This is a genomic window from Falsiroseomonas sp. HW251, from assembly GCF_050563545.1.
In the GTDB taxonomy this organism is placed as follows: domain Bacteria; phylum Pseudomonadota; class Alphaproteobacteria; order Acetobacterales; family Acetobacteraceae; genus Falsiroseomonas.
Window position 1 is genome coordinate 45,482 of the sequence record NZ_JBNXUM010000012.1, and the last position, 13,746, is coordinate 59,227.

Here is a 13,746-nt window from a genome sequence, read left to right on the forward strand (position 1 = left end):
AATGCCGGCAACGCCAGGGCTTGCCTCATCCTCCTTCCCATCATGTCCGATCAGGTCCGAAGCCGGCCATGGCCGGGCCGGCCGGCCGGCGCGGCCGGGCTGCGCGGGATCGCCCTGGCCGCCGATGCGGCGCGGCGCCTCGGCCCGCGCCCGGTCGCGCTGCGCCTCGGCGACGCCGCCCTGCGCCGCCTCGGCGTCGCGGCGCTGCGGCTTGCCGACCGGCCGGTCCCGGCCGGGCGCTTCCTGCCCGCCACCGCCCCGCCCGCCCCGACGCTGACCGCGGCCGAGGCCGACCGGATCCTCGGCGCCGCCGCGTCCCTGCCGCAGCATCCCGACTGGCATCGCGGCTTCGACCCCGCCGCGCCGGCGCTGTCCCTCGACCTGCATCGCGGCGCCGGCGCGCGCCCGGCCTGGGAAGCCAGCCGCCTCGCCGCCCTGCCGCTGCTCGCCCAGGCCGCGCGGCTCGATCCCGACGGGCCGCATCTCGCCCGCGCCGATGCGCTGGCCACGCTCTGGTGCGTGCAGAACCCGCCCTATCGCGGCGTCGCCTGGGCCTGCGGGCAGGAAGCGGCGCTGCGCGCGCTGCACGTCGCCCTCGCGCTCGCCCTGCTCGACGCCGATCGCGACCCGCCCCCGGGCGCGCGCGCGCTGCTCGACCGCTGCGCGAGGCGCATCGCCGCGACGCCGCTCTATGCGATGGCGCAGGACAACAACCACCCGATCTCGGAAGCCGCCGGCGCCTTCGCCTGCGCGCTGCTGCTCGGCCGCGATGCCACGCCGCATGCCGCGTCGCTCGCCGCCTGCGTCGCGCGGCTGGTCGCCGCGGATGGCGGCTTCGCGCAGGTCTCGCCGGGCTATGCGCGCCTCGCGCTCGACGTGCTGGCGATCGCGGAGTGGCTGCGCCGCCGCGCCGGGGCGCCGCCCTTCCCCGCGCCGCTCGGCCGGCGCGCGGCGCTGCTCGCGGGCTGGCTGCACCGCGTCTGCGATCCCGCGGGCGGCGCGCCGCGCCTCGGGCTCGAGGACGACAGCGCCTTCGCCGACCTCTCGCTGTGCGGTCCGCGCGACGCGCGCGGCAGTGTCGAACGCGCGGCGCGGCTCTTCGCGGGCTGCCGCGCGGATGCGCCCGACGATCCCGGCTGCACCTGGCTCGGCCTGGCGCAGCCACGCCTCGGCATGCCGCGGCCGCCGCGCTGGCGGTCCGAAGGAACGATGGGCTGGCACGAGGCGGACGCCGCCGCGGTGATGCGCGCCGGCGGGCTGCGCTTCCGCCCCGGACAGTCCGACCTCCTGCACGTCTCGCTGCGCGACGGCGCAACCTGGATCCTGCGCGACGGCGGCACCGGCAGCTATGCGCCGCCCGCGTCGTGGTGGTGGGATGCGCTGGGCGGCGCCGCCGCGCACAACGCGCCCGTCTTCGACACCGAGGATCCGATGCCTCGCGCCGGCCGCTTCCTGCTCGCGCGGTGGCCCGCGATGCGCGCCCTGCCGGACGGCGCGGCGATGCGCGACGCCGCCAGCCGCGAGACCGCGCGCGAGATCCGCGTCGCCGGCCGCGACTGGACGGTGGAGGATCGCCTGGCCGGCCCGTTCCGCCGCGTCGCCTGGCACTGGCGCCTCTGCCCCGCGACCTGGCGCTTGACCGCGGACGGCGCGGAGGGGCCCGCTACCATCGCCTTCGAATCCGATGCGCCGCTCTCGATCGCGCTCGTCGCGGGCCATGAGAGCGATCTCTACGGCACGATCCGCCCCGCCCCGGTGCTGCGGGTGGAGGCCGCGGCGCCCGTGACGCGGCTGACGACGTGGATCCGATTGGGCAAGGGGGTCGCATGCCGCTCGGCGAGCTGATCGCGGGGATTCTCGCACGCTGGCGCGGCGTGTCGCTCGCCGCCATGGCGCTCTTCGCCGCCGGCGTCACGACGGTGATGGCCTGGCCGACGAGCTACGTCGCCGACGCCGTGGTCGCGCCGGCCGAGACGACGGGCATCGCGACCTCCTCGCTGCTGTCACACGCCATGCCGCTCGGCGGGCTGCTCGATTTCCGCGCGACCGGCAATTTCGCGATCTACATCGGCGCGATGCGATCGAGCCAGGCGGCGGAGTTGCTGGCCGCGGAGACGCCGATCCTCGCAGAGCTCACGGCCTGGCGCACGGCCTGGCCGATGGGCGAGATCCGCCAGGCGCTCGGCCTGCGCATCGAGGCCGATCTCGACGACCTCCGCGCCTGGCTCGAGCGGAGCCTCTCCATCACGCAGACCCCGAACCAGGTGACCTGGACCATCGCGCTGGCGCATCGCGACCGCGACGCGGCGCTGGCCTATCTGCGGCGCCTGCACGCCTTCGCCGAGGGCAAGGTGCGCGGCGACCTCGAGGAGCTGGCGCGAAGGCGCGTCCGCGCGCTGGAGGCGCGGCTGAACCGCCAGACCGACGCCGCGATCCGTCAGGCGCTTTACGATCTTCTGGCGCAGAGCCAGCGCGCGGGGGTGATCGCGGCGGCGGACGACGTGGTGGCGGCGCGGCTGGTCTCCGGCCCCTCGGTCGGCCTGCGCCCGTCATTGCCGAACCGGCCGCTGCTGATCCTGCTGCTGGCCATCGCCGCGCCGATGGCCGCGCTCGGCATCGGCACGGCCGCCGTCCTGCTGGGCGAGGCGCGGCGCCCCGCCCGCCGGCTGGTGCCGGAGCCCGCGGAGTGATCGTCGCGCCGCTCGCGCTGCTGGCCGGGGTCCTCGCCGCAGCGATGCAGGTCGCGGGGGGGCTGAAGACCGCGCCGGGGCTCGGCGCGCTGCCGCTGGACCTGACCGTCGCGACCGTCGCCGCGCTGCCGCCGCTGCTGGGGCTGCTGCTCGCGACGCGGCGCTGGAACGTCGATCCCGCGATCGCCTGGCCGCTCGCCGGCGCGCTGCTGCTGCCGCTCTGGCTCGTCGTCGCGACGGCCTGGTCGCCCTCGCGCGAGGTGGCACCGGAGAAGCTGGTGGACGTCGTGCTGGCCGGGCCGGCGATGCTGGCCGCGGGCATGCTGCTGGGCGCGGATCCCGCGGCGCGGCGCGGGCTGACCGGCGGGTCGCTGCTCGCGGGGATGCTGCTCGCCGCGGGCATCGTGCTGGCCGCGCGATCGGGCGGGCTGCTGCGGGAGATCGTTGTCCAGGACTCCGCGAAGACGAACTACCAGGTCGCCGGCCTCGCCATCGCCATCGCCGCCGCGCTCGCCGCGGTCCGCGCGAGCGAGAGCCGGCATCTCCTCCTCGCTCTGTGCTGGCTCGGGCTGGTCGCGGCGCTGGCCGCGGCGGCGCTGCTGCCGGGCGGGCGCACGGCGCTGGCGACGCTCGGCCTCGGCGTCGCGGTGGCGCCGGCGCTCCGGCTGTGGCGGGGCGGGCGGCCCGGCGCGGCGCTGGCCTGGCTCGGCGCCGCGGCGCTGGCGGGGATCGCATCGGTGGCGCTGCTGATGCTCGATCCCGGCCGCGCGGCGGGGCTGCGCACGCTGGAGCGCCTGACCGGCGGCGTGGAGGGGCTCGATGCGCGGCTCTCGCTCTGGTCGGCCGCGCTGCATTGGGGCGGGGAGGCGCTGCCGCTGGGCCTGGGTACCGGCGGCTTCACCATCGCCGCCGGGCATGGCGAGCGGCGCGGCCTCTATCCCCACAACCATGCGCTGGAGGTGCTGGCCGAGGCCGGGCTGCCGGGCCTGCTGCTCTGGCTGCTCGCCTTCGGCGGCGGGCTCGTCGCGGCCATGGCGCTGCTGCGGCGGACGGAGGCCGGGCGCGCGGCGCGCATCGCGGCGATGGTGCTGCCGGTCGCGGTGACGGCGATGGTGTCGAGCGACCTCGGCAACCGCATGGCCTGGTTCGCGCTGGGCCTGGCGCTCAGCCTCGGCGTCGGGGCGCGCGATGTACGCGCGCGGGGGTAAGCGGGCGCTCGACCTCGTCGCGGGGGCGGTGCTGCTGGCGCTGCTGGCGCCGGTGATGGCGGTGATTGCGCTCGCCGTCGCGGCCCGGCTCGGCCTGCCCGTGATCTTCCGCCAGGACCGCGCGGGGCAGGGCGGCGTGCCCTTCCGGCTGCTGAAGTTCCGCTCGATGCGCGAGGGGCCCGGCAGCGACGAGGAACGTCTCGATAGCTTCGGCCGCGCGCTGCGTCGTTCGGGGCTGGACGAGTTGCCGCAACTGCTGAACGTGCTGCGCGGCGAGATGTCGCTGGTCGGGCCGCGGCCGCTCCCGCTTCACTACGTGCCGCTCTACTCGCCGCGCCAGGCGCTGCGGCTGGCGGTGCGGCCGGGCATCGCGGGGCCGGGCGTGGCGGCGGGGCGCAACGCGATCTCCTGGGCCGCGCGGCTGGAGCTTGATGCGCGCTATGCCGGCGCGCCGCCGACGCTGGCGGGCGATGCGCTTCTGGTGATGGGGACGCTCGGCGTCTGGGCCAGGGGAAGCGGGGCGGCGGCGGCCGGGCATGCGACGATGCCGCCGTTCCGTGGTGGACCGGATACGTAGGAAGATTTCCGTTTTCACGCTGTTTGACGCTGCTTTCACGGGCATTCGGCAACGCTTCTCAACCATGCTGTGCGGGCTTGAGGGAAAGTCGCTGCGACGTGTCAGTCCGTCTCTATCCCCCGGAGATGACCCGCCGCGGCGCCGTGCTGCCCTTTCCGGGTCGCCCAACCGAATGGCTGCACCTCTCGCCCCCCGCTCTCACCGGACGGGAGATCGAGAGTCTTCGCCTCACGCTGGAGGCCGGCTGGCTTGCGCCAGCCGGCCCCGCTCCGGCGGCGTTCGAAGCCGCCGTCGCGGACTCCACGGGCTTCCTGACCGCGCTCGCCACCGCGTCCGGCACGGCCGCGCTGCATCTGGGCTACCGGGTACTGGACGTGCAGCCCGGCGACGAGGTCTGGGCACCGACCGCGACCTTCGTCGCGACCATCGCGCCGGCGGTGCAGATGGGCGCGGTCCCGCGGCTGCTCGACGCGACCGGGCCGGGCTTCACCCTCGACCCCGGGCTTTTGTCCGAAACCCTCGCCCGCGCCGCCCGCCGCGGCCGCCTGCCGCGCGTCGTGGTGCCGGTGGATCTGTATGGCCAGCCCGCGGAGATGGACGCGATCGTCGCGGCCTGCGAGCGCTGGGGCGTCGCCGTGCTGTCCGACAGCGCCGCCGCCATGGGCTCCACCATGCGCGGCGGGGTGCATGCGGGACGCGGCGCGCGGCTCGCCGCGTTCTCCTTCAACGGGAACAAGATCGTCACCACCGGCGGCGGCGGCGCGCTCGCTTCCGACGACCCCGGCCTGCTCGGCCGCGCCCGTGCGCTGGCCGCCCAGGCACGCGAACCCGCCGCGCATTACGAGCACGAGACCACGGGCTACGCCTATGGCCTCTCCTCCGTCCTCGCCGCCGTCGGCCTCGCGCAGCTGCCGGCCCTGGAAGCCCGGGTCGAGCGGCGGCGCGAAATCTTCGCCACCTATGCCGCGGCGCTGGGCGACCTGCCGGGTTTGTCCTTCCTGGCCGAGCCCGATTGGAGCCGATCCAACCGCTGGCTCACCGTCGCGCAGATCGAGCCCGCCGTCTTCGGCGCCGACCGCGAACAGGTCCGCCGCGCGCTGGACGATGCGGGCATGGAAAGCCGCCCGGCCTGGAAGCCGCTGCACCTGCAGCCGGCCTTCCGCGACGCGCCCCGCGCCGGCGGCGCCCGCGCGGCGGAGCTCTTCGAGCGCGGCCTCTGCCTGCCCTCGGGTAGCAGCATGACGCCGTCCGACCAGGCCCGCGTCATCGAGGTGGTGCGGGGCTGTGCCCGGCGCTGAGCGCGAGCCGGAACCCCTCGCCCCGCTGCTCAGCCGGCGGCCGCTCCGGATCCTCTACCTCCACCAGCACTTCTCCCGCCCCGAGGGCAGCACCGCCACGCGGTCCTTCCTGAACGCCCGCGCGCTGGCCGAGGCCGGGCACGACGTGCTGCTGGCCTGCGGACGCTACCAGGGCGCGGCGACCGGGCTGACGGGACCCTTCCGCCGCGGCGCACGGCGCGGCGCGATGGACGGCTTCGAGGTCGTCGAGTTCGACATCCCCTGCGGCAACGCGCAGCGCCTGGCGCGACGCAGCCTGACCTTCCTGCGCTACGCCGCGCGCGCGGCGCGGCTCGCGCTCGGACATCGCTGGGACCTGGTCGTCGCTTCCTCCACGCCGCTGACCGTGGCCATCCCGGCGCTGGCGGCGAAGCGGCTGCGCGGCACGCCGTTCCTCTTCGAGATCCGCGACCCCTGGCCCGAGCTGCCGCGGGCGCTCGCCGGCGATCGCCTGCCGCGCCCCATCCTCGCCGCGATGGAGCACCTGGCGAACGCCGCCTGCCGAGAGGCCGCCTCCGTCGTCGCGCTGACCGAGGGCATGGCTGTCACCGCGCTGCGGCGTGGCGCCGATCCAGCCGGCGTCCATGTGCTGCCGCAGGGCGCCGACCTCGCGCTGTTCGGCCCGCATGTCGAGGCCTGGCGCCCGCCCTGCGCCGCGCCCGGCGAGCTGCTCGTCGTCTATGCCGGCGCGCATGGCGAGGCCAACGGCCTGGACCAGCTGCTCGACGCCGCCGCGATGCTGCGCGGCGCGGGCGTGCGGCTGCTGCTGGTGGGGGAGGGCGCGTGCAAGCCCGCCCTGGTCGCGCGCGCGGCGGCCGAGCGGCTGCCGGTCTCCTTCCTCGATCCCCTGCCGAAGCCGCGGCTCGCAGGGCTGCTGGCCGGCGCCGATGCCGGGCTGCTCTGCCTCGCGCCGGTCGCCGCCTTCGCCGAGATGTCGGCACCGAACAAGCTCGCGGAGGGGCTGGCGGCAGGGTTGCCCATGGTCACCAACGTGCCGGGCCGCGCCGCGCGCCTGCTGGAGGACGGGCGCTGCGGCATCGCCGTGCCGCCGGGCGATGCGGCCGCACTCGCCGGCGCGCTGCGGCGGCTGGCGCATGATCCCTGGACGCGCACCGCCATGTCGCACGCCGCGCGCTGGGTGGCGGAGGAGCGGCTGGATGCGCGCCGCATCGCGTGCGACTTCGCTGCGGTCGTGGTGGCGGCGGCGGCCGCGACCGAAGGAGTCGCGGCGGCATGACGATCCTGATGCTCTCCGCCGCGCATCCCGCCGACGACGTCCGCATCGTCGCGAAGGAGGGCGCGGCACTGGCGGCGGCGGGACATGGCGTCGTGCATCTGTCGCCGGGGCCGGCCGCGCCGCGGCTCCTGCATGGCGTCGAGCTGCGCGGGACCGGCGCGGCGCCGCGCGGCTGGCGCGCGCGCATCGCGGCCATCCCGCGCCTGGCGCGCAAAGCGGCGGCGCTGCGGCCCGCGGTGATCCATGCGCATGAGCCCGACAGCTGGCTCGCCGCGCGGATCGCCGCACTGCGTTGCGGCGCGCGCGTCGTGCTCGACGTGCACGAGCATTACCCCTCGCGGCTCGATCCGCGCCTGCCGCGCGGGTTGCGCCCCGTCGCGCGGGGCGCGCTGTCGCTGGCCTGCCGGCTGCTGTCCCTCGGCACCCAGGCCGTGGTGGTCGCGAAGGACGGGCTCGACGCGCCCTTCGGCGGGCCGGCGCGCTGCATCAAGGTGCGGAACTACGCGGCCGATCCCGGTATCGCGCCGCGCCGTCACACGCCGGGCCCGCTGCGCCTGGTGCATCTCGGCGCGCTGGGCGAGGCGCGCGGTGCCGCAACGATGCTGCGCGCGCTGGCGCTGCTGCCGGAGGAGACGCGGCTCGTGCTGGTCGGCCGCTTCACCGATGGCAGCGAGGCCGCCTTCGACGCACTCGCCGCCGATCTCGGCGTCGCGACGCGCGTGGAGAAGCATGGCTGGCTTCAGCGGGAAGAGGCGCTGCGCCTCGTCGCGGGCTGCGACGTCGCGCTGGTGCTGTTCCAACCCGGCGTGGAGAACCATCGGCTCGCGCTGCCGCACAAGCTGTTCGACGCGATGCTCTGCGGGCTGCCGGTGATCTCGCCGGATTTTGCCGTGGAAGTGGCGGCGGTGGTCGCGGAAGCCGGCTGCGGGATCGCGGTGCCGACGGCGGATGCGTCGCGCGTCGCGGCGGCGGCGCTGGCCCTGCAGGATTCCGCGCTGCGCGCGGCGATAGGCGCGCGCGGACGGGACGCAGCGCTGACGCGGTTCGGCTGGGCGGGCGAGGCGGCGCGGCTTGTCGCGCTGTATGAACGGCTGGTGCCGGGGGCGCGCGCATGGCCGCCAAGGGAACGAGCCCTCTCCCCCGCCACGGGGGAGAGGGTTGGGTGAGGGGGACGCGCAGGGTGCCAAGCGCGCTCTTCACCTTGCTCGCCTTCCTCACTCTGCCCTCTCCCACCTGCGGGTAGAGAGGGTTCCGAATCAGGGGAGCCTTTGGATGCGGCGTTCCATCATCGCGCGCCAGGGCGCGTCGGGCGGGGCGTCGTCCACGATGGATTGCCAGAGGCGCCTCGCATTGGCCGGCCGTCCCGCGCGCTCCTCCGCGACGCCGGTCACGAAGCGCAGGCGGATGTCCTGCGGCTGCATGGCCAGCGCACGCGACAGCAGCGGGATCGCCTCGGCGTCCTTGTCCTGCTCCATCAGCGCCTCCGCGACATCGGCGGCGACCTGCGGCTCGAAGCGGATCGCCAGCGCACGGTTCCAGGCCTCGACCGCGGCGTCCGGCCGGCCACGGTTGCGCTCGGCATTGCCGAGCAGGACATAGCCCTGCCGCGCCGCCTCGGTGCCCGGCGGCACGGTGGCGAGACGTGCGCGAAGCTGCGTCAGGAGCTGTTCCTCGGCCTCGGCCTGCTGGCGGCGCAGATCGTAGGGCGCGCTCGGCATGTCGGGCACGCCGCGCATGAGATAGAGCCCGATCGCCGCGGCGGGGACGACGAAGAGCGCGGCCGCGACCAGCGCGGCGCTGCCCTTGCCGGCGCCCGCCGCGTCGTCCTTCGGCGCGGCGAGGATGCGGCGCTGCACCTCGAGCGTCGCGGCAGCATGCGCGGCCGCATCGAGCCGCCCGGCCTCGCGTTCGCGGTCGAGCTCGGCGAGCTGGGCGCGGTACAGCGCCAGGTCGGCCTCCGCGCGGCCGCGCGCGCGTGCGGGCCTCAGCACCGCGACGGCGAGCGGCAGCATCGCGACGAGCGCCACCGCGCCCACGAGCAGCCACAGCATCACGCGCGCGATCCGTCCTGCGGCGGCAGGCCGAGCGCGGCGAGTCGCTTGCGTTCATCTTCCGTCAGCGGTGCCGGCGGCGGCGTCGCGGCGGCGCGGCGGCGCAGCCCGACGATCAGGCCGAGCCCGCCGAGGACCGCGATCAGCGGCGTCGCCCAGAGCGCCGCGGTCGACCAGGCGAAGGGCGGCTTGAGCAGCACGAAGTCGCCGTAGCGCGCGTGCAGGAACTCGATGACGCCGGCGTCGCTGTCGCCGGCCGCGATGCGCTCCCGAACGATGAGGCGGAGGTCGCGGGCGAGGGAGGCCTCGCTGTCCTCGATGGACTGGTTCTGGCAGACCATACAGCGGATCTCGCGCCCCAGCGCGCGGGCGCGTTCCTCCTGCGCGGGGTCGGGCAGCATGTCGGCGGGGTTGGAGACGGCGAGGGCGTGGAAGGGGAGGAGCAGGGGGAGCGCGAGGGCGAGACGACGCAGCGACCGGCCCCCTTCCCATCCCTCCCCCGCGACAGCGGGGGAGGGGGAAGAGCAGCGGCCCGCTAAGCCCTCCCCCGCTGTTGCGGGGGAGGGTTGGGAGGGGGCAACCACCCGCGCAACCCCGCTCACGCCCACTGCCTCAACAGCGGCCGCAGGTCGTTGGTCAGCACGTCTTCCGTGATCGGGCCGGCCCAGCGCCAGCGGATGATGCCCTGGCGGTCGATGAGGTAGGTCTCCGGCACCCCATACAGACCCCAGTCGATCGCGACGCGGCCGGGCTCGTCCGCCGCCAGGCGCGCGAAGGGATCGCCGCGGTCGCGCAGGAATTTCAGCGCATCCGCCGGCTTGTCCTTGTAGGCGATGCCGAAGATCGCGACGCCCTCGCGCGACAGGCGCATGAGCTGCGGATGCTCGATGATGCAGGGCACGCACCAGCTCGCGAAGAAATTGACCAGCACGGGGCCGGGCAGAGCCCGCAGGTCGGCGGCGCCGAAGGGCTGCTTGCCCGCGCCCTCCAGCGCCGGCAGCGCGAAATCCGGCGGCGGCTTGCCGATCAGCGCGGAGGGCACGCCGCGCGGGTTGTAGCTGCCGGTGCGCATGCCCTGCAGCATGCCGTAGAAGGCGACGCCGCCGGCCGCGACGACGCCAAGCGGCGCGAACAGTAGCACGCGTCGCGACGCGGGTGTCACGCGGGCGCTCCCTGCGCGACCGCCTTGCGGTTCGGCGCGGCGACGCGGGTGCGGCGATCGGCCAGCGACAGGCCGCCGCCCAGCGCCATCACCGCCGCGCCCAGCCACAACCAGGGTGCGAGCAGGTTGTAGTGGATGCGGATCACCGCCTTGCCGGTCGCCGCGTCCTCCTCGCCGATCACGGCGTAGAGGTCGTAGATCAGGTTGGTGCGGATCGCGACCTCGGTCGTGTTCTGCCGCGCGACGGGGAACCAGCGGCGCGAGGGCTCCATCACATGCAGCACGCGCCCGTCCTGCAGGACGGAGATCGTGGCGCGGCGGGCGCTGAAGTTCGGGCCCTGCGCGTCGGCCACGCGCTCAAGCCGCCATGTGTAGCCCGCCATCTCCGTGGAATCGCCGACGGCCATCGCCACCAGCTTCTCCTGCGCCAGGCCCATCCCGGCGATGCCGGCCGCGACGACGCCGACGCCGGCATGTGCGAGCGCCGCCCCCCAGGCCGCGCGCGGTAGGCCCCTCGCGCGCGCCCAGCTGTTGGACAGCGTCGTGCGGAAGAGCGCGGTCCGGTCGGCGATGTCGGTCAGTGCGGCGCCGATGACCCAGGCCGCGAAGGCGAAGCCGACGGCGGGCAGCACCGGCGCGCCCGTCAGCAGCAGGGCGACGAAGAAAGCGGCGAAGGCGATCAGCGCCGCGGCCCAGAGCCGCTGGATCACCGGCCAGAGCTGCGCGCGCTTCCACGGCATCAGCGGCCCCGCCGCCATCGCCAGGATCAGCGGCACCACCAGCGGGAAGGCCGCGGTATTGAAGAAGGGCGGTCCGACCGAGACCTTCGCGCCGAACAGCGCGTCGGCGAACATCGGCCAGAGCGTGCCGACGAAGACCACGGCGCTCAGCGAGCAGACCAGCAGGTTGTTCAGCACGATCGCGCCCTCTCGCGAGACCGGCGCGAAGATCCCCGTCGGCGCCATCGCCTGCGCCCGCCAGGCGAACAGCAGGAAGGCGCCGCCGACATAGAACAGCAGCAGCCCGAGGATGAAGAGCCCGCGCTCAGGGTCGTTGGCGAAGGCGTGCACGGAATTCAGCACGCCTGAGCGCACGAGGAAGGTGCCGAGCAGCGACATCCCGAAGGCGATGATCGCGAGCAGCACCGTCCAGGTCTTCAGTGCCTCGCGCTTCTCCACGACGATCGCGGAATGCAGCAGCGCGGTACCGATCAGCCAGGGCAGCAGCGACGCGTTCTCGACGGGGTCCCAGAACCAGAAGCCGCCCCAGCCCAGCTCGTAATAGGCCCACCAGGATCCGAGCGCGATGCCGCAGGTCAGGCAGGACCAGGCCGCCAGCGACCAGGGCCGCACCCAGCGCCCCCATGCCGCGTCCACGCGGCCCTCGATCAGCGCCGCGATGGCGAAGGCGAAGGTCACGGCATAGCCGACATAGCCGAGGTAGAGCAGCGGCGGATGGATCGCGAGCCCGATGTCCTGCAGCACCGGGTTCAGCCCCTGCCCCTCCACCGGCGGCGGCCAGACGCGGTCGAAGGGGTTGGAGGTCCGCAGGATGAACACCAGGAAGCCGACGGAGACAAGGCCGAGCACGCCGAGCACGCGCGCCTTGAGCGAGGACGGCAGACCGCGCCCGAAGGCCGAGACCGCGAGACCGCAGAGCGCCAGGATAGAGACCCAGAGGATCATCGAGCCCTCGTGGTTGCCCCAGGTCCCGGTGATCTTGAACAGCATGGGCTTCTGGCTGTGGCTGTTCTGCACGACGTTGGCGACCGTCGTGTCATTGATCGCGTAGGACCACATCAGGCAGAAGAAGGCGGCCAGGATCGCGACGCATTGCCCAATCGCGAAGGGCGCGGCGGTGGCCATCAGGCGAGCGTCGCGCTGCTGCGCGCCGACCATCGGCAGGGTCGCCTGCGCGAAGGCGAGGATGAGGGCGAGCGCGAGGGCGAAGTGCCCGACTTCGGCGATCAAGAGCCGGTCCTTCCTGGCGGCTGCGTCGGCCGCTGACGGTCGGGGTTCGTCGCGCGGTCCCCGCGCGCGGGATCGAGCGTATTCCAGGACGCCGCTGGCGGGGCCGCGCCCTGGTCCGGGTTCCAGTGGCCCGAGCGCTTCAGCGCGTCGGCGACCTCGGGCGGCATGTAGGTCTCGTCGTGACGGGCCAGCACCTCGGAGGCGCGGAAGACGCCGTCCACGCCGAGCCTGCCCATCGTCACCACGCCCTGCCCTTCACGGAACAGGTCGGGCAGCACGCCGGCATAGGTCACCTGGATCGCATGCGCGCCGTCGGTGACGCGGAAATGCACGACGGGGCGCTGGCCGCTCGTTGCGGGCTCGCGCTGGACGGAGCCGGATTCCACGAGGCCGCCGAGGCGGAAGGCGCGGTCGGGCGTCGGGCGGCCCTCGGCCGTCATGATGTCCGACGGCGAGCGGAAGAACACCAGATTGTCCTGGAAGGCGGTGAGCGTCAGCGCGGTGGCGCTGCCGAGCCCGATGGCGCAGAGCAGCAGGATCCACATGCGCCGCTTCTTGCGGGTCATGCGCGGTCGCCCCGGGGATCGAGTTGCTTCAGCCGCGCCTCGGCGCTGCGCTGACGCAGGAAGGCGCTGATCGCGAAGGCGCCGAACACCGCGGCGGTGACCCCCCAGGACAGCGCGACATGCAGGCCGTGCGTGCTCATGCCGCGTCCAGCCTTCGCGCCCGCGCCGTCTCCAGCGCGCGCACGCGGCGCTCCATCACGGCGGCGCGGGTGCGGGCCAGCACCGTGACGGCGAAGAGGAAGGTGAAGCCCAGGGCGCAGGTCAGCAGGGGATAGAGCATGTCCACATGCATCCCCGGCGCATCCAGGCGCGTGACCGAAGCCGGCTGGTGCAGCGTGTTCCACCAATCCACCGAGAACTTCACGATGGGCACGTTGACGATGCCGACAAGGGCCAGGATGGCGCCGGCCCGCGCGCCGCGTTCCGCGTCGTCGAAGGCGCGCACCAGCGCGGCATGGCCGAGCCACAGGAAGAACAGCACCAGCACGCTGGTCAACCGCGCATCCCAGACCCACCAGGTGCCCCACATCGGCTTGCCCCAGAGGCTCCCCGTCGCCAGGCAGAGTGCGGTGGCGGCCGCGCCGACCGGGGACAGTTCCCGCGCGGTCAGGTCGGCCAGCGGGTGGCGCCAGATCAGCGACATGATCGAGAGGACCGCGAGGCCGGTGTACCCGCCCATCGCCAGCCAGGCCATCGGGACATGGACATACATGATCCGGACCGTCTCGCCCTGCTGCCAATCGGTGGGGGAGAAGACCAGCGCCCAGGCCGCGCCGACCCCGGTCACGCCGATGGCCAAGGCCCAGAGCCAGGGCATCCAGCCCTCGGTCAGGCGCAGGAATCGGCCGGGGTTGGCGAACCGATGCAGCGACCGCGACCCCGGAGGTGCAGGTGCGTCAGGTCGCGGACCGGTTGCAGGGCTCGGGGCTGGGCTGGCGTCCACGGGGT

At 74.7% G+C, this 13,746-nt stretch carries 14 protein-coding genes; 7 read left to right on the forward strand and 7 right to left on the reverse strand.

The annotated features are described in order from the left end of the window. Positions 1 to 42: 42 nt before the first annotated feature. The 7 genes from ACLF3M_RS15825 (at position 43) to ACLF3M_RS15855 (ending at position 8,215) form a co-directional block, all read left to right on the forward strand. Positions 43 to 1,845, forward strand: a complete 1,803-nt coding sequence (locus ACLF3M_RS15825) for a heparinase II/III domain-containing protein (protein WP_430657912.1) — start codon at positions 43 to 45, stop codon at positions 1,843 to 1,845. Continuing rightward, positions 1,827 to 2,690, forward strand: a complete 864-nt coding sequence (locus tag ACLF3M_RS15830; protein WP_430657913.1) for a hypothetical protein — start codon at positions 1,827 to 1,829, stop codon at positions 2,688 to 2,690. Before ACLF3M_RS15825 ends, ACLF3M_RS15830 begins: the two co-directional genes overlap by 19 nt. Continuing rightward, positions 2,687 to 3,898, forward strand: a complete 1,212-nt coding sequence (locus ACLF3M_RS15835; protein WP_430657914.1) for an O-antigen ligase domain-containing protein — start codon at positions 2,687 to 2,689, stop codon at positions 3,896 to 3,898. The genes ACLF3M_RS15830 and ACLF3M_RS15835 overlap by 4 nt, the downstream gene beginning before the upstream one ends. Then, positions 3,879 to 4,475, forward strand: a complete 597-nt coding sequence (locus ACLF3M_RS15840) for a sugar transferase (protein WP_430657915.1) — start codon at positions 3,879 to 3,881, stop codon at positions 4,473 to 4,475. Before ACLF3M_RS15835 ends, ACLF3M_RS15840 begins: the two co-directional genes overlap by 20 nt. Positions 4,476 to 4,600: 125 nt before the next feature. Then, positions 4,601 to 5,773, forward strand: coding sequence for a DegT/DnrJ/EryC1/StrS family aminotransferase (locus tag ACLF3M_RS15845; RefSeq protein WP_430657916.1), 1,173 nt, complete (start codon positions 4,601 to 4,603; stop codon positions 5,771 to 5,773). Next, positions 5,760 to 7,049, forward strand: coding sequence for a glycosyltransferase family 4 protein (locus ACLF3M_RS15850; protein ID WP_430657917.1), 1,290 nt, complete (start codon positions 5,760 to 5,762; stop codon positions 7,047 to 7,049). The genes ACLF3M_RS15845 and ACLF3M_RS15850 overlap by 14 nt, the downstream gene beginning before the upstream one ends. Continuing rightward, positions 7,046 to 8,215, forward strand: coding sequence for a glycosyltransferase (locus ACLF3M_RS15855; protein WP_430657918.1), 1,170 nt, complete (start codon positions 7,046 to 7,048; stop codon positions 8,213 to 8,215). The genes ACLF3M_RS15850 and ACLF3M_RS15855 overlap by 4 nt, the downstream gene beginning before the upstream one ends. Positions 8,216 to 8,305: 90 nt before the next feature. Here ACLF3M_RS15855 and ccmI read toward each other — a convergent pair whose 3' ends face one another. The 7 genes from ccmI to ACLF3M_RS15890 form a co-directional block, all read right to left on the reverse strand. Further along, complete coding sequence (ccmI, locus tag ACLF3M_RS15860; RefSeq protein ID WP_430657919.1) at positions 8,306 to 9,100, reverse strand: c-type cytochrome biogenesis protein CcmI; 795 nt, start codon at positions 9,098 to 9,100, stop codon at positions 8,306 to 8,308. Beyond that, entirely contained in the window at positions 9,100 to 9,501 is a 402-nt protein-coding gene (locus ACLF3M_RS15865) for a cytochrome c-type biogenesis protein (RefSeq protein WP_430657920.1), read from the reverse strand. Before ACLF3M_RS15865 ends, ccmI begins: the two co-directional genes overlap by 1 nt. Before the next feature lie 197 nt (positions 9,502 to 9,698). Next, on the reverse strand, positions 9,699 to 10,262 hold the full coding sequence (locus ACLF3M_RS15870; protein WP_430657921.1) for a DsbE family thiol:disulfide interchange protein: 564 nt from the start codon (positions 10,260 to 10,262) through the stop codon (positions 9,699 to 9,701). After that, positions 10,259 to 12,232, reverse strand: a complete 1,974-nt coding sequence (locus tag ACLF3M_RS15875) for a heme lyase CcmF/NrfE family subunit (RefSeq protein ID WP_430657922.1) — start codon at positions 12,230 to 12,232, stop codon at positions 10,259 to 10,261. Before ACLF3M_RS15875 ends, ACLF3M_RS15870 begins: the two co-directional genes overlap by 4 nt. After that, the gene (ccmE, locus tag ACLF3M_RS15880; RefSeq protein WP_430657923.1) at positions 12,229 to 12,798 is read right to left on the reverse strand and encodes a cytochrome c maturation protein CcmE; all 570 of its coding nucleotides are present in this window, start codon (positions 12,796 to 12,798) and stop codon (positions 12,229 to 12,231) included. Before ccmE ends, ACLF3M_RS15875 begins: the two co-directional genes overlap by 4 nt. After that, positions 12,795 to 12,938 carry a heme exporter protein CcmD gene (gene ccmD, locus ACLF3M_RS15885; RefSeq protein WP_430657924.1) on the reverse strand — a complete coding sequence of 48 codons (144 nt, stop codon included), beginning with the start codon at positions 12,936 to 12,938 and terminating at the stop codon, positions 12,795 to 12,797. Before ccmD ends, ccmE begins: the two co-directional genes overlap by 4 nt. Then, the gene (locus ACLF3M_RS15890) at positions 12,935 to 13,615 is read right to left on the reverse strand and encodes a heme ABC transporter permease (RefSeq protein ID WP_430657925.1); all 681 of its coding nucleotides are present in this window, start codon (positions 13,613 to 13,615) and stop codon (positions 12,935 to 12,937) included. Before ACLF3M_RS15890 ends, ccmD begins: the two co-directional genes overlap by 4 nt. Between the last annotated feature and the right edge of the window lie 131 nt (positions 13,616 to 13,746).